The sequence below is a fragment of the Propionicimonas sp. genome, assembly GCF_034927565.1.
In the GTDB taxonomy this organism is placed as follows: domain Bacteria; phylum Actinomycetota; class Actinomycetes; order Propionibacteriales; family Propionibacteriaceae; genus Propionicimonas.
The window spans coordinates 21,692-41,107 of record NZ_JAYFPT010000005.1; the positions used below are offsets into that span (position 1 = coordinate 21,692).

Annotated in this window: 16 protein-coding genes; 14 read left to right on the forward strand and 2 right to left on the reverse strand. The window is 69.2% G+C overall.

All coding sequences use genetic code 11. The features are described 5' to 3' along the window. The 3 genes from VB080_RS01540 (at position 1) to VB080_RS01550 (ending at position 4,003) form a co-directional block, all read left to right on the forward strand. Complete coding sequence (locus tag VB080_RS01540; RefSeq protein WP_323416656.1) at positions 1–534, forward strand: adenine phosphoribosyltransferase; 534 nt, start codon at positions 1–3, stop codon at positions 532–534. After that, on the forward strand, positions 534–1,613 hold the full coding sequence (locus VB080_RS01545; RefSeq protein WP_323416657.1) for a potassium channel family protein: 1,080 nt from the start codon (positions 534–536) through the stop codon (positions 1,611–1,613). Before VB080_RS01540 ends, VB080_RS01545 begins: the two co-directional genes overlap by 1 nt. Positions 1,614–1,693: 80 nt before the next feature. Continuing rightward, positions 1,694–4,003: a RelA/SpoT family protein gene (locus VB080_RS01550; protein ID WP_416339576.1), complete on the forward strand. Its 2,310-nt coding sequence runs from the start codon at positions 1,694–1,696 to the stop codon at positions 4,001–4,003. Positions 4,004–4,043: 40 nt separating this feature from the next. Here the strand turns inward: VB080_RS01550 and VB080_RS01555 are convergent, their stop codons facing one another. Continuing rightward, entirely contained in the window at positions 4,044–5,288 is a 1,245-nt protein-coding gene (locus VB080_RS01555; RefSeq protein WP_323416658.1) for a DUF349 domain-containing protein, read from the reverse strand. 74 nt (positions 5,289–5,362) lie between these two features. Here VB080_RS01555 and VB080_RS01560 point away from each other — a divergent pair, with 74 nt between their 5' ends. The 3 genes from VB080_RS01560 (at position 5,363) to aspS (ending at position 9,419) form a co-directional block, all read left to right on the forward strand. Then, positions 5,363–6,052 carry an MBL fold metallo-hydrolase gene (locus VB080_RS01560; protein ID WP_323416659.1) on the forward strand — a complete coding sequence of 230 codons (690 nt, stop codon included), beginning with the start codon at positions 5,363–5,365 and terminating at the stop codon, positions 6,050–6,052. Next, positions 6,052–7,386: a histidine--tRNA ligase gene (gene hisS / locus VB080_RS01565; RefSeq protein ID WP_323416660.1), complete on the forward strand. Its 1,335-nt coding sequence runs from the start codon at positions 6,052–6,054 to the stop codon at positions 7,384–7,386. Before VB080_RS01560 ends, hisS begins: the two co-directional genes overlap by 1 nt. A gap of 233 nt (positions 7,387–7,619) precedes the next feature. Next, positions 7,620–9,419, forward strand: coding sequence for an aspartate--tRNA ligase (aspS, locus tag VB080_RS01570; protein ID WP_323416661.1), 1,800 nt, complete (start codon positions 7,620–7,622; stop codon positions 9,417–9,419). 147 nt (positions 9,420–9,566) lie between these two features. Here aspS and VB080_RS01575 read toward each other — a convergent pair whose 3' ends face one another. Beyond that, complete coding sequence (locus VB080_RS01575) at positions 9,567–10,235, reverse strand: PadR family transcriptional regulator (protein WP_323416662.1); 669 nt, start codon at positions 10,233–10,235, stop codon at positions 9,567–9,569. A 101-nt stretch (positions 10,236–10,336) separates the two neighbouring features. Between VB080_RS01575 and VB080_RS01580 the strand changes: the two genes are divergently transcribed. The 8 genes from VB080_RS01580 to mltG (VB080_RS01615) all read left to right on the forward strand — a co-directional run bounded on the left by VB080_RS01580 (position 10,337) and on the right by mltG (VB080_RS01615) (position 19,415). Then, positions 10,337–11,698 carry a replication-associated recombination protein A gene (locus VB080_RS01580; protein ID WP_416339578.1) on the forward strand — a complete coding sequence of 454 codons (1,362 nt, stop codon included), beginning with the start codon at positions 10,337–10,339 and terminating at the stop codon, positions 11,696–11,698. Then, on the forward strand, positions 11,682–13,229 hold the full coding sequence (locus VB080_RS01585) for a DHA2 family efflux MFS transporter permease subunit (protein WP_323416664.1): 1,548 nt from the start codon (positions 11,682–11,684) through the stop codon (positions 13,227–13,229). Before VB080_RS01580 ends, VB080_RS01585 begins: the two co-directional genes overlap by 17 nt. A 41-nt stretch (positions 13,230–13,270) precedes the next feature. Continuing rightward, complete coding sequence (locus tag VB080_RS01590; RefSeq protein ID WP_323416665.1) at positions 13,271–13,675, forward strand: DUF948 domain-containing protein; 405 nt, start codon at positions 13,271–13,273, stop codon at positions 13,673–13,675. Further along, positions 13,672–13,896, forward strand: coding sequence for a hypothetical protein (locus tag VB080_RS01595; protein WP_323416666.1), 225 nt, complete (start codon positions 13,672–13,674; stop codon positions 13,894–13,896). Before VB080_RS01590 ends, VB080_RS01595 begins: the two co-directional genes overlap by 4 nt. Before the next feature lie 63 nt (positions 13,897–13,959). Continuing rightward, positions 13,960–16,608 carry an alanine--tRNA ligase gene (gene alaS / locus VB080_RS01600; protein ID WP_323416692.1) on the forward strand — a complete coding sequence of 883 codons (2,649 nt, stop codon included), beginning with the start codon at positions 13,960–13,962 and terminating at the stop codon, positions 16,606–16,608. Then, complete coding sequence (gene ruvX, locus VB080_RS01605; RefSeq protein WP_323416693.1) at positions 16,605–17,060, forward strand: Holliday junction resolvase RuvX; 456 nt, start codon at positions 16,605–16,607, stop codon at positions 17,058–17,060. The genes alaS and ruvX overlap by 4 nt, the downstream gene beginning before the upstream one ends. After that, positions 17,057–18,184 carry an endolytic transglycosylase MltG gene (mltG, locus tag VB080_RS01610; RefSeq protein WP_323416667.1) on the forward strand — a complete coding sequence of 376 codons (1,128 nt, stop codon included), beginning with the start codon at positions 17,057–17,059 and terminating at the stop codon, positions 18,182–18,184. Before ruvX ends, mltG (VB080_RS01610) begins: the two co-directional genes overlap by 4 nt. A gap of 46 nt (positions 18,185–18,230) precedes the next feature. Next, positions 18,231–19,415 (forward strand): endolytic transglycosylase MltG, encoded by a 1,185-nt coding sequence (gene mltG / locus VB080_RS01615; RefSeq protein WP_323416668.1) that lies wholly within the window; start codon positions 18,231–18,233, stop codon positions 19,413–19,415. Position 19,416: the final 1 nt, after the last annotated feature.

Here is a 19,416-nt window from a genome sequence, read left to right on the forward strand (position 1 = left end):
ATGAACCCCAACCAGACGCTGATCTCCAGCCTGATCCGCGATGTCGCAGACTTCCCGAAGCCGGGAGTGGTCTTCAAGGACATCACGCCGCTGCTCGCGGACGCCGCCGGCTATCGCGCGGCCATCGACGAACTGGCGGCGAGCGCGCCACCCGGGATCGACGTGGTGGTCGGGATGGAGGCCAGGGGATTCATCTTCGCCGGCCCGGTCGCGCTGGCACTCGGCGCCGGTTTCGTCCCGGTGCGCAAGCCGGGAAAGCTGCCCGGCGATGTCTACACCGAGTCCTTCGCCCTGGAGTACGGCGAGGCAGCGCTCTCGGTGCACACCGACGCCGTCCTGCCCGGTGCCCGCGTCCTGGTGATCGATGACGTCCTGGCCACTGGCGGCACCATTGGTGCGACCGCCCGGCTGATCCAGAAACTCGGCGCGGAATTGGTGCAGGTGTCGGTCCTGATGGAGCTCAGCTTCCTGGGCGGGCGGCAGCACCTGGCGAACCTGGGCATCACCGACACCGCAGCCGTCCTGACGGTCTGATGGCCAGGCACAGGCTGCGATTCGCTCCCGCCGGCATCCCGTGGGCGAGTCAGGCGACGGTTCGGCTGCCCGCCCGGGCGACCAGCCCCACCCGTGCGCTCGGTCAGCGTCTGCTGGTCGCGCTGGGCCTGTTGCTGGTGATCGCCCTGCTGGTCTGGTTCGACCGCGACTCCTACGCCGACAACGTCAACAGTGACGGCGTCTCGTTCATCGACGCGCTGTACTACGCGACGGTGACCATGACCACCACCGGGTACGGCGACATCACGCCGGTCACCGACCACGCACGGCTGCTCAACACGATCATCGTGACCCCGATCCGCATCGCCTTCCTGGTGCTGCTGGTCGGCACCACCGTCGAGGTGCTCGCCAACGAAGGGAGGAGGGGCCTGATGGACTCTCAGTGGCGCAAGACCCTGCGCAACCACACCGTGGTGATCGGCTACGGGACGATGGGCGCCAGCGCGGTCGCGACGCTGCAGCGCAACGGTGTGCCGGCCGAGCGGATCGTCGTGATCGACTCCAGCCCGCAGGCGGTGGCGGCCGCGAACCGGCACGGGCTGGCCGCCTTTGAGGGGGACGCGACCGCGCGTGAACTGCTGCACCGGGCCGAACTCGCCAAGGCCCGTGAGGTGATCATCACCGTCAACCGCGACGACACCACGATCCTGGCCACCCTCAACGTCCGGCAGCTGAACCGCACCGCCCATCTGGTGGCGGCCGTCCGCAATGCGCAGAACGTGGCACTGGTGCGGCAGTCGGGGGCCGACCAGGTGGTCACCTCCTCGGACTCGGTCGGCCGCGTGGTGGGGCTGTCGTCGATGAGCCCTCACCTGGGGACCGTGATCGAGGACCTGCTGACCATCGGCGAGGGCCTGGAGGTCGGCCAGCGCCTGGTGACCCACGAGGAGGACGGCAAGGACGCCTCCGAACTCGAAGGGGAACGGGTGATCGCGGTGATCCGGAACAAGACCCTGCGGCGGTTCTACGAAGGCTCCGCCGGCACCCTGCACACCGGGGACGAGGTGGTGGTTGTCCGCCGGGCCACCCAGAAGCCGCAGCAGCGCCGGCCGGAGTAGCCAGCCGCCCGCCGGGGTGGAGAACCTCGTTGGCGGTGCCAGGCAATACACTGGCGGCTACGGCGAAAGAGAGGATCGGCGTGGCTGAGAGCGTCCATGGGCCCTACGGGGCTTCTGACGGGCTGCCCGGCGGTCCCCAGTCGATCCTGACCCCGCTGCCGGCGTCCGCCGAAGCTCCCCGGATGCGGATGCGGCAGATCCTGTCGCGGCTGGGCGCGCCGAAGACCCAGCAGACCCCCGTCCTGGATCCGCTGCTCCGGGTGGTGCGGGCCCACGACCCGAAGGCCGACACCGCGCTGATCGAGCGCGCCTACCGGATCGCCGAGCACTACCACACCGGCCAGCAGCGCAAGAGCGGCGACGCGTACATCACCCATCCGCTGGCGGTCGCGACCATCCTCGCCGAGCTCGGGATGAACGAGCCCACGATCTGCGCGGCCCTGTTGCACGACACGGTCGAGGACACCTCCTACACGGTCGGCCAGCTCACCGCCGACTTCGGCCCGGAGATCGCCGCCATGGTCGACGGGGTCACCAAGCTGGACAAGATCCAGTACGGCGAGTCGGCCAAGGCCGAGACCATCCGCAAGATGGTGCTGGCGATGAGCAAGGACATCCGGGTGCTGGTGATCAAGCTCGCCGACCGGCTGCACAATATGCGGACGCTGGGGTATCTGCGGCAGGACAAGCAGGCGGCGATCGCCCGCGAGACCCTGGAGATCTTCGCCCCGCTGGCCCACCGGCTGGGCATGAACGCGGTCAAGTGGGAGTTGGAGGATCTGTCCTTCGCCACCTTGGAGCCGAAGATCTACGACGAGATCGTGAAGCTGGTGGCCGCCCGGGCCCCGCTGCGCGAGGAGTACCTGCGGATGGTCACCGAGCAGGTGCGGACGGATCTGACCGAGGCCGGGATCAAGGCGACGGTCTACGGCCGGCCGAAGCACTACTACTCGATCTACCAGAAGATGGTGGTGCGCGGGAAGGACTTCGCCGACATCTACGACCTGGTGGGCCTGCGCATCCTGGTCGACACCCAGCGCGAGTGCTACGCGGCCCTCGGCGTCATGCATGCCCGTTGGAGTCCCCTGCCGGGGCGCTTCAAGGACTACATCGCGATGCCGAAGTTCAACCTCTACCAGTCGCTGCACACCACCGTGCTGGGCCCGGGAGGCAAGCCGGTCGAGTTCCAGATCCGTACCCACGCGATGCACCGGCAGGCGGAGTACGGTGTCGCCGCGCACTGGAAGTACAAGGAGGGCAAGGTCTCCGGCTCCGAGCTCGACTGGGTGCAGCAGATCAGCCAGTGGCAGCGCGAGACCGAGGATCCGGCCGAGTTCCTCGACACCCTGCGCTACGAGATCGCGACCGACGAGGTGTTCGTCTTCACCCCCAAGGGTGATGTGATGCACCTGCCCAAGGGCGCCACCCCGATCGACTTCGCCTATGCCGTGCACACCGAGGTGGGGCATCGTTGCATCGGTGCCCGGGTGAACGGCCGGTTGGTACCGCTGGAGTCCGAACTGGCCAGCGGCGACGTGGTGGAGGTACTCACCTCCAAGGCGGTTGGCGCCGGCCCCAGCCGGGACTGGCTGAGCTTCGTCAAGAGCCCGCGGGCGCGCGGCAAGATCCGGCAGTACTTCATGCGGGAGCGGCGGGAGGAGTCGATCGAGACCGGCAAGGACCTGCTGACCAAGCAGGTTCGCCGGGCCGGGCTGCCGATCCAGCGAATGCTGACCGTCGAGCACATGACCTCACTGGCCGAGCATTTCCGGGTGCCGGACGTGAGCTCGCTGTACGCCGGGATCGGCGAGGGGACGATCAGTGCCCAGTCGGTGGTGCAGCGGCTGGTCGCCGGCGAGGGCGTTGCCGAGATCGAGGAGCTGACCACCGAGGAGGTGCCGCTGGTCAGCGGGCGGCGGCGTGCCTCACGGCACAGCGGCAGCGAGGCCGGCGTGGTGGTGCAGGGCGATCCGACGGTCTGGGTGAAGCTGGCCAAGTGCTGTATGCCGGTCCCCGGTGACCCGATCCTCGGCTTCATCACCCGGGAGAACGGGGTCTCCGTCCACCGCGCCGACTGCACCAACGCGGCAGACCTGCGGACCAAGCCCGAACGGCTCGTCGAGGTGTCCTGGGCGCCGACGGCGGACTCCTCGTTCCTGGTAGCGCTCCACGTCGAGGGGCTCGACCGCACCGGCGTACTGTCCGAGGTCACCCGGGTGATCAGCGAGCACCACATCTCGATGCTGTCGGCGAACATGACCACCTCGAAGGACCGTACCTTCCGGTTCCGGCTGACCTTCGAGACCACCGATCCCAAGCACCTCGACCACCTGATCGGGGCGATCCGGAAGGTGCCAGGGGTCTACGACGTCTACCGGCTGAAGAGCTGACCGGCCCAGGCCGGGTCCGGCCGGAGCTTCGTCCGACCGCTCAGCGGTGGAAGTCGGCCAGCGTCTCGCGCGCCTGGTCGAGCCAGACCTGGTAGGTGTTGATCGAGTCGCGCGCCTTGCTGGCGGCAGCCTCGTCGCCACGCGCCTCGGCCTTGGCCACCTTCTGGGTGAGCTTGGCGATCTCGGTCTCCAGCATGGCGACTGTGTCCTCGGCGCGGGCACGCGCCTCCGGGTCGGTGCGCCGCCACTCCTCCTCCTCGGCGGTGCGGACTGCGGTCTCCAGCGCCCGGACCCGGTTGTCCAGGCTGCGGATCTGCTCGCGCGGCACCCGTCCGAGCGCGTTGAACTTCTCCAGGAAGGTACGGAAGGCGGCCTTGGCCTCCGCCAGGTCGCTCACTGGCACGATCGAGGCCTCAGCCTGGGCCAGCAGGGCCTCCTTCGCCTCCAGGTTGGCCTTGTACTCGGCGTCCTGCTCGGACAGCACCGACTGGCGGGCGTTGAAGAAGTCGTCCTGGATGCCGCGGAACTCGGCCCACAGCGCGTCGTCAACCTCGCGCGGTGCCGGCCCGGCCGCCTTCCAGCGTGCCATCAGGTCACGAAACGCTCCGGTAGTGGGGCCCCAGTCGGTCGAGGTCGCCAGCGCACGGGCCTCGGCGATGATCCCCTCCTTGAGCTGGCGGGCCTCGTCGCGGCGGGCTGCCTGTTCGGCGAACTGGGCCTTGCGGCGCCGGGTGTAGGTGGTGCGGGCAGCCGAGAACCGGTGCCACAGCGCGTCGTCGGAGGCGCGGTCGAGCCGGGGGAGCGCCTTCCACTCGTCCAGCAGGGCGCGGAAGCGGTTCACCCCGCCCCGCCAGTCGGTTCCCTGGGCGAGGGTCTCAGCTTCGGCGACCATCTGCTCCTTGGCGGCGCGAGCCGCCTCCTGGGCTTTCGCGCGCTCCGCCTTGCGCAGTTCGGCCTGCTCGTCCAGGACGGGGGAGAGGTCCTCCAGCCGGGCCAGCAGCGCAGCCAGATCGCCGACCGCGTTGGCGTCGGTGACCGCCGTCCGCACCGCCTTGACGCTGTTGCGCGCTTCCTCGGGCGACAGTGCCCCTGACCTCACACGGGCGGCGAGCAGGTTGACCTCGACTTCCAGCGCCTCGTAGCGACGGACGTAGAAGGCCAGCGCCTCGGCCGGGTCGACATCGGGAATCTGACCGACGCTTCGCTCGCCGTCCGCGGTGCGCACATAGACAGTGCCATCGGGATCGACGCGGCCGAAGTCCGCCGGACCTGCGGTGGAGTTCATGGGGGCTATCTTGCCCGATCCGGGCGACAATGGTGCAACCTCGGCCGTGCCGGGGAGCAGATAGGCTGAATCCTGTGTTCCTCGCCTCCTTCGCCAGCGGCCTCTGGCAGGCCAACTGCTACCTGGCGGCGACCGCTGCCGGGAAGGACTGCGTGATCGTCGATGCGGGCATGGAGGCGGCCGACCAGGTGCGCGCCACCGTGACGCAGTACGGACTCACCCCGGCGGCGGTGCTGGCCACCCATGGACATCTCGACCACGTCGCCTCCGCGGCGCTGCTGGCCGACGAGTACGGCGTCCCGCTGTGGCTGCACGAAGCCGACCGGTTCATGCTCACCGACCCGGTGGCCGGCATCGGCGAGGACAGCCGGGCGCTGGTCGAGGAACTCTACCCGGAACCCTTCCACGAGCCGGCCGAGTTGCGACTGCTCACCGACGGTGCGGAACTGGAGGTGGCCGGGTTGAACTTCCGGGCCAGCCACGCGCCCGGGCACAGCCCGGGTTGCACGCTGCTCTCAGTGCCCTACCCGGGCGATGACCAGATCAGCCAGGTGGTGTTCAGCGGGGATGTGCTGTTCGCTGGCGCGATCGGCCGGACCGACCTGCCGGGCGGAGACCCCGAGGTGATGCGCCAGACGCTGCGCGGCCCCGTCCTCGACCTGCCCGACGACACCGCTCTGCTGCCGGGCCACGGCCCGCAGTCAGTGATGGCCCGCGAACGGGCCACGAACCCGTACCTGCAACCCGCCTTTCTGAGGAACTGATGGCCCGTCCCAAACCCCTGTCCGGTTTTCCCGAGTTCCTGCCCGCGGCCCGCATCGTCGAGCAACGCGTGCTGGCGAGCCTGGCCGACACCTTCGAGTTGCACGGTTTCGCGTCCATCGAGACCCGCGCGCTGGAGACCATGGAGCAGCTCACCCGCAAGGGCGAGATCGACAAGGAGGTCTACGTCGTCCGCCGGCTGCACGCCGAGGCCGGCGCGGCCGACGAACTCGGGCTGCACTTCGACCTGACGGTCCCGTTCGCTCGCTACGTGCTGGAGAACGCCGGTCACCTGGCCTTCCCGTTCCGCCGCTACCAGATCCAGAAGGTGTGGCGGGGCGAGCGGCCGCAGGAGGGCCGCTACCGCGAGTTCTGCCAGGCCGATATCGACGTGGTGGGCCAGGACACCCTGGCCGCGCACCACGACGTGGAAGTCGCCCGGGTGATCCTGGAGGCGCTCGAGCGGTTGCATGTCGAGGTCGGGCTGCCGCCGGTGCTGATGCGGGTGAACAACCGCCGGCTGGCTGAGGGTTTCTACCGCGGCCTGGGCATCGAGGATCACTTGGCGGTGCTGCAGCGGGTGGACAAGCTGGACAAGATCGGGGCCGCCGCCGTGCACGAGCTGCTCACCGCTGACCTGGGGTTGAGCAATGCCGCGGCCGATTCCTGCCTGGCACTGGCGACGATCTCGACGGCTGACGAGTCGTTCGTCGCTGGCGTGCGGGCGCTTGGTGTCCGCCACGACCTGCTGGACGAGGGGCTGGAACAGCTCGCCGAGGTGGTCCGGGCCGGACAGGCTGCCGTCCCCGGCCGGATCGTGGCCGACCTGAAGATCGCACGCGGGCTGGACTACTACACCGGCACCGTCTACGAGACCGAACTGTCCGGCTTCGAGCACCTCGGCTCGATCTGTTCGGGTGGGCGCTACGACTCGCTGGCCTCCGACGGCCGCACCACCTACCCCGGCGTCGGGCTGTCGATCGGGGTCACCCGGATCCTGGTGCCGCTGCTGGCCAAGGGGACGCTGACCGCGTCCCGGGTGGTACCCAGTTGCGTCCTGGTGGCGGTGGACGCGGAGGAGACCCGGGCCGAGGCGGACGTGATCGCGACCCGGCTGCGGGCCCGCGGGATCGCCTGCGAGGTGGCGCCCAGGGCGGACAAGTTCGGCAAGCAGATCCGCTATGCCGACCGGCGGGGCATCCCCTTCGTCTGGTTCTCGGGCAACGAGGTGAAGGACATCCGCTCCGGGGAGCAGCTGCCGGCCGACCCGGATGCCTGGCTGCCCCCGGCAGAGGACCTGCGTCCGGTGGTCTGCAGCACCACCGGCCAGGCCTGACTCCCGCCGAGCCCGGCGACCTACCCCGCAGCACCCACACCAGGACCGCAGAATCCGGGTGATCCGGCCCACTCGCGTGGATAGTGCACGCGAGTGGGCTCTGCTACCCGGATTCTGCTCCGGATGGCCTGCGCGGATCCGCCCGGACGGCGGTGCGGCACCGCCGTCCGGGTGAGGTCTAGAATCGTGCGGACGCGCCCGCACCGTCTATGCGGGGCTGAGAAGGGAAGAACATGCTGCGCACGCACGCGGCCGGCACCATGAGTGCCGAGCACGTCGGACAGACCGTCACCCTCGCCGGCTGGGTGGCCAAACGCCGCGACCACGGCGGGGTCGCCTTCATCGACCTGCGGGACGCCTCGGGCATCTGCCAGGTGGTGGTACGCGACGAGTACCTGGTCTCGGCGGGCATCCACGATCTGCGCAACGAGTTCTGCATCCTCCTGACTGGCGTGGTGGACGCCCGGACTCCGGAGAACGTGAACCCGAACATTCCCACCGGCGAGGTCGAGGTCGCGATTCGCACCCTCGAGGTGCTGAACCCGGCCGCGCCGCTGCCCTTCCAGATCGACGAGCGGACCAATGTCGGCGAGGATGCCCGGCTGAAGTACCGCTACCTCGATCTGCGCCGGCCCCGGCAGCACGACGCGCTGGTGCTGCGCTCGAAGGTCACCCAGGTGATCCACCAGGTGATGGCCGAGAACGACTTCTACGACATCGAGACCCCGACGCTGACCCGCTCGACGCCGGAAGGCGCCCGCGACTTCCTGGTGCCGGCCCGACTGCACCCCGGCAAGTGGTACGCCCTGCCGCAGAGCCCGCAGCTGTTCAAGCAGTTGCTGATGGTGGCGGGTATGGAGCGCTACTACCAGATCGCCCGCTGCTACCGCGACGAGGACTTCCGCGCCGACCGGCAGCCGGAGTTCACCCAGCTGGACATCGAGATGAGCTTCGTCGACCAGGACGACGTGATCGCGCTGGCCGAACAGGTGATGGCCGCCTGCTGGAAGCTGATCGGTGTGGAGATGGCGCTGCCGCTGCGCCGGATGACCTGGCACGACGCGATGGACAACTACGGCTCGGACAAGCCCGACCTTCGCTTCGATCTGAAGATCCGCGAGCTGACCTCCTTCTTCGCCGAAACCCCGTTCCGGGTCTTCCAGGCGCCCTATGTCGGCGGCGTGGTGATGCCCGGTGGGGCCTCGCTGCCGCGGCGGCAGTTCGATGCCTGGCAGGAATGGGCCAAGCAGCGCGGCGCCCGCGGGCTGGCCTACATCACGGTGGGGGAGGACGGTGAACTGGGCGGGCCGGTCGCCAAGAACATCTCTGACACCGAACGCGCCGGGATCGCCGCCGCGATGGATGCCCACCCCGGTGACGCGATCTTCTTCGCCGCCGGTGCCCGGGAGACCTCGCAGGAACTGCTGGGCGCCGCCCGGCTGGAGATCGGGCGCCGGGTCGGCCTGATCGACGAGACCGCCTGGTCATTCCTGTGGGTGGTGGACGCCCCGATGTTCAAGTCGTCCGCCGATGCGGTGGCCGCCGGGGACGTGGCAGTCGGCGCGGGCCGCTGGACGGCCGTCCACCACGCCTTCACCTCACCCAAGCCGGAATCCATGGACACCTTCGACACCGACCCCGGCTCGGCGCTCTCCTACGGCTACGACTTCGTCTGCAATGGCAACGAGGTGGGTGGCGGCTCGATCCGTATCCATTCCCGCGACGTGCAGCAGCGGGTGTTCTCCGTGATGGGGCTGAGCGAGCAGGAGGCGCAGGAGAAGTTCGGCTTCCTGCTGGACGCCTTCAACTACGGCGCCCCGCCGCACGGCGGTGTGGCATTCGGCCTGGACCGGCTGGTGATGCTGCTCGGCGGTTTCGACACCATCCGGGACGTGATCGCCTTTCCGAAGTCCGGCGGCGGGTTCGATCCGCTCACCGAGGCTCCGGCCAGCATCACCGCCCAGCAGCGCAAGGAGGCCGGCGTGGACGCCAAGCCGGTCGAGAGAGCCGAGAAGGCTGCGCCCACCGCCTGAGGACGCGCCAACGCCCCGGAGCTACCTCCGGGGCGTTGCTGTTCGGGCACGCTGTGGCCCAGCGTCCGTGGACGGAGCTTCAGTCACAGCGTGCGGGTAGTGGGGTGGGGCTGCGGCCGCCCTGGCGGGGCGGCGTGGTGCGGAGCGTCAGCGCAGGTCGTCGGCGTTCGGGGTGCCGGGGTCGGCGGCCAGCAGGCCGTAGATCCGGCGCCGGGCGTCGGCGATGATGTCGGCCGCGGTGGTCAGCTGCTCGGCGGTACCGGTGCGGGCCAGCTCCTTGGCTGCACCACCCAGCCCACCGAACTCCGCCCACAGCGCTTTCATCGCCTCGGGCGAATGGCCGGCGAAGCGGGCGTTGACCGCCTCCCAGGGCGCCTCGATACCGTCGGCAGCCTGGCCTCCGGCCTCGGTGAGGCGGTAGGCCTTCTGGCCGTCGTTGTCGAAGGCCTCGATCAGGCCCTCGTCCTCCAGTTGGGCCAGCGCGGGGTAGACCGCGCCGGGGCTAGGACGCCACAGGCCCTCGGTGCGCTCGGCAAGCTCCTGCATGATCTGATACCCGTTCAGCGGCCGTTCCTGCAGCAGGGCGAGGATCGACTCGCGGACCTGGCCGCGCCGTCCCCGTCCGCCGCGACCGCGCGGGCCGTGCTCGGGACCGAAACCGCCGGGGCCGAACGGCGGGCGCCCGAACGGATCGGGACCGAAGCCCATCGGACCGCCGGGGCCGAAGCCGCCGCGACCGCGGCCACGATGGTGGTCGTGGTGGCCCTCACCGTGAGGACCGCGATGTTCCATGTCGTCTGGAATGTTGAAGTTCATGATGTCTCCTAAAAGCTATCGACGTTGTGTCAACGATATATCAATAGAGCATCGAAAGCAAGCGGGGTAACGTTCCACCCGTGGAAGAGGATCTGTTCGGCATGGTGAGTGGCGCTCCCGAACCGCTGCGCCAGGGTTCGCTCGGGGCTGCTGACCATGCCCAGCTGCCGCTGGCCGTACGGATGCGCCCGCGCAGCCTGGACGAGATCGTCGGCCAGCAGCACCTGCTCGGGCCGGGGTCGCCGCTGCGCCGGCTGGCCGAGGGCGACACCATGTCGGTGTTCCTGTGGGGACCGCCCGGGGTGGGCAAGACAACCATCGCCGCCGTCGTCTCACACAGCACCGACCGACGCTTCGTCGAACTCTCGGCGGTGACGGCGGGGGTGAAGGAGGTCCGCACCGAACTTGACACCGCCCGGCGCGAACTGGCCCGAGGCCGCAGCACGGTGCTCTTCGTGGACGAGGTGCACCGCTTCAACCCGGCCCAGCAGGACGTCCTGCTGCCGGCGGTCGAGAACCGGCTGGTCACACTGATCGCGGCCACCACCGAGAACCCGTCCTTCTCGGTGATCTCGCCCCTGCTGTCCCGCTCCCTGCTGCTGACCCTGAAGCCCCTGAGCTCCGAAGACATCTCCGAACTGGTCTCCCGCGCGCTGGTCGACGAGCGGGGCCTGGCCGGGGAGTACACCCTCAGCGACGATGCCCGCACCACCCTGCTGCGGCTGTGCGGCGGGGACGCCCGGCGGGCACTCACCTACCTCGAAGAGGCTGCCGCCGGCGCGCGGGCGCACCGCACGTCCGCGATCGACGCCGACATCCTCGAGGCGGCGGTCGACCGGGCCGCCGTCCGCTACGACCGAAACGGCGACCAGCACTACGACGTGATCAGCGCGTTCATCAAGAGCGTGCGCGGTTCGGACGTGCAGGCCGCGCTGCACTACCTGGCCCGGATGATCGAGGCCGGCGAGGATCCCCGGTTCATCGCCCGCCGGCTGATCATCCTGGCCAGCGAGGACATCGGGCTGGCAGCGCCCTCGGTGCTGCAGACCGCCGTCGCCGCTGCCGAGGCCGTCGCGCTGATCGGCATGCCCGAGGCCCGCATCACGCTGGCACACGCCACCATCGCGGCAGCGCTGGCGCCGAAGTCGAATGCCGTGATCACCGCACTGGAAGCTGCCCAGGCCGATGTCCGTGCCGGAAAGATCGGCACCGTCCCACCGCACCTGCGGGACGCGCACTATGCGGGCGCCACGAGCCTGGGCCACGGCAAGGGCTACCGCTACGCTCACGACTACGAGCACGGGGTGGCGGCGCAGCAGTACCTGCCCGACGACCTGGTCGGCGTCCGTTACTACCAGCCCACCGACCACGGCAACGAGGCGGCGATGGTCGAGCGACTCCAACTCCTGGAGAAATTACTGAGCCCCGACCAGAAGAACGACCGGAATGAAGTCGGCCGGTGAGGGCGTTGGCCTCCAGGTGACGACAGTTCTGCGACCCTGGGCGGCGCTGTGGTCGTTGGTGATCGGGTTCTTCATGATCCTGGTCGACACGACCATCGTGTCCGTCGCGAATCCGGCGATCATGCGCGGGCTCAACGCCGACATCAGTGCGGTGCTCTGGGTGACCAGCGCCTACTTGCTGGCTTATGCGGTCCCGCTGCTGGTGACCGGCCGGCTGGGTGACCGCTTCGGCCCCCGCCGGATCTTCCTGGCCGGTCTGGTGGTGTTCACCAGCGCCTCCGCCTGGTGCGGCCTGTCCAGTTCGATCACCATGCTGGTGATCGCTCGTGCGGTCCAGGGCCTGGGCGCAGCCATGATCACCCCCCAGACGATGGCGGTGATCACCCGGATCTTCCCCCGTGAACGTCGGGGTGCGGCGATGAGTGTCTGGGGCGCCACCGCTGCGGTGGCCACCCTGGTCGGGCCGATCCTGGGCGGCTTCCTGGTGGACGCCCTGGGCTGGGAGTGGATCTTCTTTGTCAACGTCCCGGTCGGTGTGGTCGGCTTCGTCCTCGCGCTGCGGCACGTACCGCGGCTGGAAACCCACCCGCACCGCTTCGACATCCTCGGTGTGGTGCTGAGCGCGGTGGGTCTGTTCCTGCTGGTGTTCGGCATCCAGGAAGGGGAGACCTACCACTGGGGCACGATCGCCGGCCCGCTCACCGTGTGGACGTTGATCATCGCCGGAGTGCTGGTCCTGGGCCTGTTCCTGCTGCAGCAGGCCAGGACGAGCAACGAGCCCCTGCTGCCGCTGCGGCTGTTCGCCGTCCGCAATTTCTCGCTGGCCAACGCTGCGATCGCGATGGTCGGTGTCTCGGTGACCAGTTCGTCACTGCCGCTGGTCTTCTACTACCAGCTGGTCCTGGGCTTCTCTCCCACCCGGGCGGCGCTGCAACTGGTGCCGATGGCGGTGATCTCCGGCGGTCTCGCGCCGCTGGTCGGACGGCTGGTCGACCGTGTCCAGCGCGGCGTGCTGGCCACCGTCGGATTGTCGTTGATGGCGATCTCCTTGCTCTGGTACTCGGTGTGGCTCACCCCGGATGCCGACCTGTGGTGGCGGCTGCTGCTGCCGAGCGCCCTGATGGGGGTGGCGAGTGCCTTCACCTGGTCGCCGATCTCCACCACTGCCACCCACGACCTGGCGCCGCGCGATGCCGGTGCGGGTTCCGGGGTCTACAACACCGTCCGGCAGGTCGGCTCGGTGCTGGGCAGCGCCGCGATCGCCGCGACCATCGCCGCGCGGTTGGCGGCCAACCTTCCCGGCGCCGGCAGCAGCGCCAGCAGTATCGGCGCCGGATCGCTGCCACCGTTCCTGCACGCCGGCTTCAGCCTCTCGATGTCCCAGGCCCTGCTGGTGCCGGCAGCCGCGGCGGTGGTCGGTGCTGTGGTGAGCGCCTTCTTCCGTTCGCGTGCGCAGGCGCCCACCGACCGGGACGGTCCGGGCCGGGCGCAGGAAGCCGCCACACCGGCACTGCCCGACCCGGTGCAATAGGCTGCACTCGTTAGTCGTCGCCGAGACCTGCGAGGAAGACCATGTCCGTTGGGGAGGTCGCCGGGCTGATCGCCGCTGTCGCTGCTGTCGCCCTGGTCGTGTTCTGCGCTGTACCACTGTTGAAGCTGGGACGGGTGCTGGAGGAGCTGCGGCTCGCCGTCCGTGACCTGGGGCACAACTCGGTGCCCATCCTGCAGGAGCTGAAGGGGACGGTCGCTGCCACCAATGAGGAACTCGGCAAGCTCAGCCTGGTGACCGAGGACGTCGCGAAGGTCAGCGCCAACGCGACCGTGGTGACGCAGAACGCCGCCCAGCTCACCACCCTGTTCACCTCCACCCTCGGCGGGCCGCTGATCAAGACCGCCGCCTTCACCTACGGGGTGCGGCAGGCGGTGACCGGCAAGCGATCCGGCAACGGCACCAGCAAGCGCAAGGCCAAGCGATGAAGCGGCTGTTCTGGTTCGCGGTCGGTGTCGGCGCGGCTGCCTTCGTCGTGGTGAAGGGCAAGGAGCTCTACCAGCGCTACACCCCCAAGGGCATCGCCGAACAGGTGGAGAAGACCCGTAGCGAGGTGGGCTCGTGGATCGGCGACTTCTTGTCCACCATGGGTGAGGCGATGGACTCCCGCGAGGACGAACTGCGTGAGGCGCTCGGCCTCGAGGAGTGACTCGGGTGCCCGGCAGCAACGGCCGGGGTCGGTGACAGGGTAGATTGGCCTGTCGTGACGTTCCTGAACACCGCCGATGTCCGCCAGCGCTTCCTCGACTTCTTCGCCACCCGCGAGCACGTCATCGTGCCGTCGGCGCCGCTGGTCTACAACGACCCCACGCTGTTGTTCGTCAACGCCGGCATGGTGCCGTTCAAGCCCTACTTCACCGGCGCCGAGCAGGCCCCGTACCGGCGCGCGGTGAGCGTCCAGAAGTGCGTCCGCACCCTCGACATCGAGGAGGTCGGCAAGACCACCCGGCACGGCACCTTCTTCCAGATGCTCGGTAACTTCTCCTTCGGTGACTACTTCAAGGAAGGCGCGATCCGGTTCGCGTGGGACCTGGTCACCGGTTCCCAGGACGACGGCGGTTTCGGCTTCGACCCGGAGAAGATCTGGGTCACCGTCTACCTCGACGACGATGAGGCCAACGCACTGTGGCAGCAGGTGGGAGTGCCGCCGCAGCGGATCCAGCGCCGTGGGCTGAAGGACAACTACTGGCATATGGGCATCCCGGGCCCGGGTGGCCCGTGCTCGGAGATCTACGTCGACCGCGGGCCGGAGTTCGGCTCCGACGGCGGCCCCGAGGCCGACGAGGACCGCTTCCTGGAGATCTGGAACCTGGTCTTCCAGACCGAGGTGCTGTCCGACGTCCGTTCCAAGACCGACTTCGACGTCTCCGGACCGCTGCCCAGCAAGAACATCGACACCGGAGCCGGGCTGGAGCGGATCGCCTACCTGTTGCAGGGCGTCGACAACATGTACGAGATCGACGAGGTCCGCCCCGTCCTGGACAAGGCCTGCGAACTCTCCGGCAGGACCTACGGCGCCGACCATCTCGACGACATCCGGATGCGCGTGGTGGCCGATCACATCCGCTCCTCGCTGATGTTGATGACCGACGGGGTCACCCCTGGCAACGAGGCCCGCGGCTACGTGCTGCGCCGGCTGTTGCGGCGCTCGATCCGCTCGATGCGGCTGCTGGGCGTGCTCGATCCGGTGCTCCCGGAGCTGCTCCCGGTCAGTCGCGACCGGATGTCGGCCTCCTATCCGGAGATTGGCCAGGAGTGGGCGCGCGTGAGCCAGATCGCCTACGCCGAGGAGGAGGCCTTCCGGCGCACCCTGGCCGCGGGCACCCAGATCTTCGACCTGGCCGCCACCGAGGCGAAGAATGCCGGCGCCACCACACTGTCCGGCGACAGCGCGTTCAAGCTGCACGACACCTACGGCTTCCCGATCGATCTCACCCTGGAGATGGCCGAGGAACAGGGACTGGCAGTCGATCGGGAGGGCTTTGCCCGGCTGATGCAGGAGCAGAAGGACCGCGCCAAGGCCGACGCGAAGGCGAAGAAGGGTGGTGCGCTGGCCTCCGAGGCGTATGCCACGTTGCGTGGCCTGGGCGAGGTGCCGTTCCTGGGCTACACCGACCTGACCAGCGATGCGACCGTGCGCGGCATCGTCGCGGACGGCCAGCTGGTGCAGACCGCAGGACCGGGCGAGATCGTCGAGGTGGTCCTCGACCAGACCCCGTTCTACGCCGAGGCCGGTGGCCAGGACGCCGACACCGGCCTGATCACCGGCGACGGCCTCAGCCTGGAGGTGCTGGACGTCCAGCGCCCGGTGGGTGGTCTGGTCGTGCACCAGGTGCGGGTGGACGACGGCGAACTGGCCGCCGGAGCGCGCGTGGTGGCCGCGGTGGACGCGGCGGCGCGCTATCGCGCCTGCCAGGCGCACACCGCCACGCACATCGTGAACGCCGCGCTGCGGCAGTTGCTCGGCCCGTCCACCCACCAGGCCGGCTCCTACAACAAGCCCGGCTACCTGCGGTTCGACTTCAACGCTGCCGCCGGCCTGTCGACCGGCCTCCAGCAGGAGCTGGAGGGGGTCGCCAACGAGGCGATCCGCGCCGACTACGAGGTCACCGACCGGGAACTGCCGCTGGCCGACGCCAAGGCGCTGGGGGCGCAGGCGATGTTCGGCGAGAAGTACGGCGACATCGTCCGGATGGTCGAGTTGGCCGGTCCGTGGTCGCGCGAACTGTGCGGCGGCACCCACGTGGCGCGCACCTCACAGATCGGCCTGCTCAGCCTGCTGGGCGAGTCCTCGGTGGGCTCGGGCATTCGGCGGGTCGAGGCGTTCGTGAACGCCGACGCCTTCGACCACCTGGCCGCCGAACGCGCCCTGGTCGCCACCCTGGCCGACCTGCTCAAGGTGCAGCCCGATCAGCTGACCGACCGGGTCGGCAAGCTGATCAGCCAGGTGAAGGCGGTGGAGAAGGAGCTGGCCGACCTGCGGGGCCAGCAGTTGCTGGAACGCGTGCCGCAACTGGTCGCCGGTGCCGAACAGCTGGGGGAGTACCGGCTGGTTGCCGATCAGCTTCCCGGCATCGCCGCGGACGAGCTGCGCACCCTGGCCACACAGGTGCGTGCCGCCTTCGGCGTCCAGGCCGGTGTGGTGGCGCTGGTCGGCGGGGACGCCAAGCCCGCGCTGATCGTGGCGACCACCTCCGCTGCCCGCGACCTCGGGGCGAGGGCAGGTGCCCTGGTCGGTGTGGCGGCGCCCGCGCTGGGCGGACGTGGCGGCGGTCGTGACGACCTGGCGCAGGGCGGCGGCTCGAACCCCGAGGGTTCTCAGGCTGCACTCGACGCCATCCGCACGGCGCTGCGAGGCTGAGCGGCGTGCGGTCCGGCGTCCGGCTTGCGCTCGACTGGGGCAAGGCCCGGATCGGGGTCGCGGCCTGCGACCGTGACGGCATCCTGGCCTATCCGGTGGAGACCGTCCCGGCCGGGGACCAGGCACTACGCCGGATCGGTGAGCTGGTCGCGGAGTACGAGCCGATCGAACTCGTCCTCGGCCTGCCCCGGACGCTGGCCGGAACGGAGTCCTTCGCCGCCGACGCCCTCCGCCAGACCGCGGCGCTGCTGACCGCCGCGGTGCCCACCGTCCCGGTCCGGCTGGTCGACGAGCGGCTGAGCACCAGAACCGCCTCGGCCCGACTCAGCAGCGCCGGCCGCAACACGCGCCGGCAGCGTTCGGTGATCGATCAGGCGGCGGCCGTGGCAATCTTGGAGGGAGCGCTCGACCACGAGCGCGCCACCGGAACCCCCCCAGGAGAGGTGCTATGAGCCCCCGCCGCGCGATCGAACCCACCGAGTCCGAACGTCCCGGCTTCGTCGCACGCCACAAGGGCGGCATCGCCGTCCTGGTGGCGCTGCTGGTGCTGGTCGGTGCTGCGGGCGGGGTGTTCGTCGCCGGACGCGGTGCCCTGGACGGCTTCTTCGCCGTGCCCGACTACCCCGGACCGGGCGGCGACCAGGTGCAGGTGTCGATCCCGCGTGGTGCGACCCTGACCGAGATGGGCGAGATTCTCGCCGAGGCGGACGTAGTCGCCTCGGCGTCGGCGTTCACCCGGGCGGCAGCCCAGGAGCCGGACGCGCGTTCGATCCAGCCCGGCACCTATCTGCTGCGCACCCAGCTCCCGGCAGCCACTGCCGTGAAGCTGTTGCTGGACGACACCAACCTGACCAGATCCACCTTCACGCTGCGGGAGGGAGCCACCGCCAGCGAGCAGCTCGCCGTCATGGCCGAGAAGACCGGGCTGGACCTGGCCGACTTCGAAGCGGTGGTGGCCGATGTCGACAGTCTCGGCCTGCCGGACTGGGGGGAGGACTCGGTAGAGGGCTTCCTGTTCCCCGACACCTATGCCTGGGGTGAGGACGACGACGCCGCTTCGGTCGTGGCGCTCGCCACCGACGAGTTCTCGAAGGTCGCCGACAGCCTCGACTTCGAAGCCGGCGCCCACAAGCTCGGGGTCACGCCGCTGGAGGCGCTCACCGTCGCCAGCATCGTCGAGAAGGAGGTCTTCCGCGAGCAGGACCGTCCCAAGGTAGCCCGGGTGATCTACAACCGGCTCGACCAGGGGATGAAGCTGCAGCTGGACTCGACAGTGGCCTATCTGGCGGGGGTGAAGGGCACGGTCTGGACCACCGAGGAGCAGCGGGACTCCGACTCGCCGTACAACACCTACAAGCACAAGGGGCTGCCCCCCGGACCGATCTCGTCGCCGTCAAAGGCGTCGCTCGAAGCCGCGCTCAGTCCGGCCAAGGGGGACTGGCTGTTCTTCGTGCCGGTCAACCTCGACACCGGGGAGACGAAGTTCACCTCGTCCTACGCTGAACACCAGAAGGCGGTCGCCGAGTTGCACGCCTGGTGCGCGGCATCCGACGCCAATCGCAAGAAGTGTGCCTGAGCTCGGTTAGGGTACCGGGGTAGACGATGAGGAGGGCTGCTGGGCGATGAGGCGACTCACCGATGGGCTGAGGGATTCCCGGACCGGCCGGATCAGCAGTGGCGAGATCTGGTCCCGGGTGCGCAGTGCCTTCGCTGTGCTGCTGAGCGTGGGCGTGCTCGCCGGTGGCGGCATCTTCGTCTACCAGCAGGGGCACGCGGCCTGGGAGCAGTACCAGGACTCCCAGCAGGACGACTACGAGGGCGCCGGCGAACAGCCGATCGAGGTCGAGATCCCCAGCGGGACCGCGCTGTCGGAGATCTCCGAGATCCTGGTCAGGGCGGAGGTCGTCAAGACCGCGAAGGCCTTCGATCGCGAGGTGAAGGCCAACGCGAACTCGAAGAAGATCCAGTCCGGCCGCTACACCCTCAAGACCCACATGGCGGCCAAGCTCGCGCTGGAGTGGCTGCTGGATCCATCCCACGTGGTGCGGGAGTGGATGACCCTCACCGAGGGACAGTGGCTGAAGACCCAGGTCAAACAGATGGCCAAGGCCACCGAACTGCCCGCGAAGCAGTTCGAGAAGGCCCTGAAGGATCTGGACAAGATCGGTCTGCCGAAGTGGGCCCTCAGCCGGGCGAAGACCGCCGAGGGCTTCCTGTTCCCCGACTCCTACGAGCTGCCGACCAAGCCCAAGGCGATCGCCGTGATCAAACTGACCACCAAGCGGTTCAACAGCGTCGCCAAGCAGGTCGACCTGGAGGGTCGAGCCAAGGCGCTGAGCAAGTCCGAGAAGCTCAAGCTGAGCGCCTACGACCTGGTGGTGGTGGCGAGCATCATCGAACGCGAGGTGTTCCTGCCCGAGGACCGTCCGAAGGTGGCCCGGGTGATTTACAACCGGCTGAAGGCCGGCCAGCCGCTCGGGATGTCCTCCACGGTGGCCTACGCTGTCGGACGTGAGGGCGACCTCGACCTGAGCACCGAGCAGACCAAGGTCAACTCGCCCTACAACACCTACAAGAACAAGGGCCTGCCGCCGGGGCCGATCTCCAGCCCCGGCAAGGCTGCGCTGGAGGCCGCCGCCCACCCCGCCAAGGGCAACTGGCGCTGGTTCGTGACAGTCAACCCGGCCACCGGTGAGACGGTGTTCAGCGACAACGAGTCCGACTGGAGCAAGGCGGTCGACAAGTACAAGGCGTGGTGTGACCAGAGCGACGCCAACTACAAGGTCTGCTACGGGAAGGACCGCTGAG

Excerpts from the sequence above, each read along its gene's own strand:
- mltG (WP_323416668.1), top strand. The coding sequence starts at position 18,231 with ATGAGGCGACTCACCGATGGGCTGAGGGATTCCCGGACCGGCCGGATC.
- VB080_RS01585 (WP_323416664.1), top strand. The coding sequence starts at position 11,682 with ATGAAGTCGGCCGGTGAGGGCGTTGGCCTCCAGGTGACGACAGTTCTG.
- VB080_RS01540 (WP_323416656.1), top strand. The coding sequence starts at position 1 with ATGAACCCCAACCAGACGCTGATCTCCAGCCTGATCCGCGATGTCGCA.
- VB080_RS01555 (WP_323416658.1), bottom strand. The coding sequence starts at position 5,288 with ATGAACTCCACCGCAGGTCCGGCGGACTTCGGCCGCGTCGATCCCGAT.
- VB080_RS01545 (WP_323416657.1), top strand. The coding sequence starts at position 534 with ATGGCCAGGCACAGGCTGCGATTCGCTCCCGCCGGCATCCCGTGGGCG.
- VB080_RS01595 (WP_323416666.1), top strand. The coding sequence starts at position 13,672 with ATGAAGCGGCTGTTCTGGTTCGCGGTCGGTGTCGGCGCGGCTGCCTTC.
- aspS (WP_323416661.1), top strand. The coding sequence starts at position 7,620 with ATGCTGCGCACGCACGCGGCCGGCACCATGAGTGCCGAGCACGTCGGA.
- mltG (WP_323416667.1), top strand. The coding sequence starts at position 17,057 with ATGAGCCCCCGCCGCGCGATCGAACCCACCGAGTCCGAACGTCCCGGC.
- VB080_RS01590 (WP_323416665.1), top strand. The coding sequence starts at position 13,271 with ATGTCCGTTGGGGAGGTCGCCGGGCTGATCGCCGCTGTCGCTGCTGTC.
- hisS (WP_323416660.1), top strand. The coding sequence starts at position 6,052 with ATGGCCCGTCCCAAACCCCTGTCCGGTTTTCCCGAGTTCCTGCCCGCG.
- VB080_RS01580 (WP_416339578.1), top strand. The coding sequence starts at position 10,337 with ATGGTGAGTGGCGCTCCCGAACCGCTGCGCCAGGGTTCGCTCGGGGCT.
- VB080_RS01575 (WP_323416662.1), bottom strand. The coding sequence starts at position 10,235 with ATGAACTTCAACATTCCAGACGACATGGAACATCGCGGTCCTCACGGT.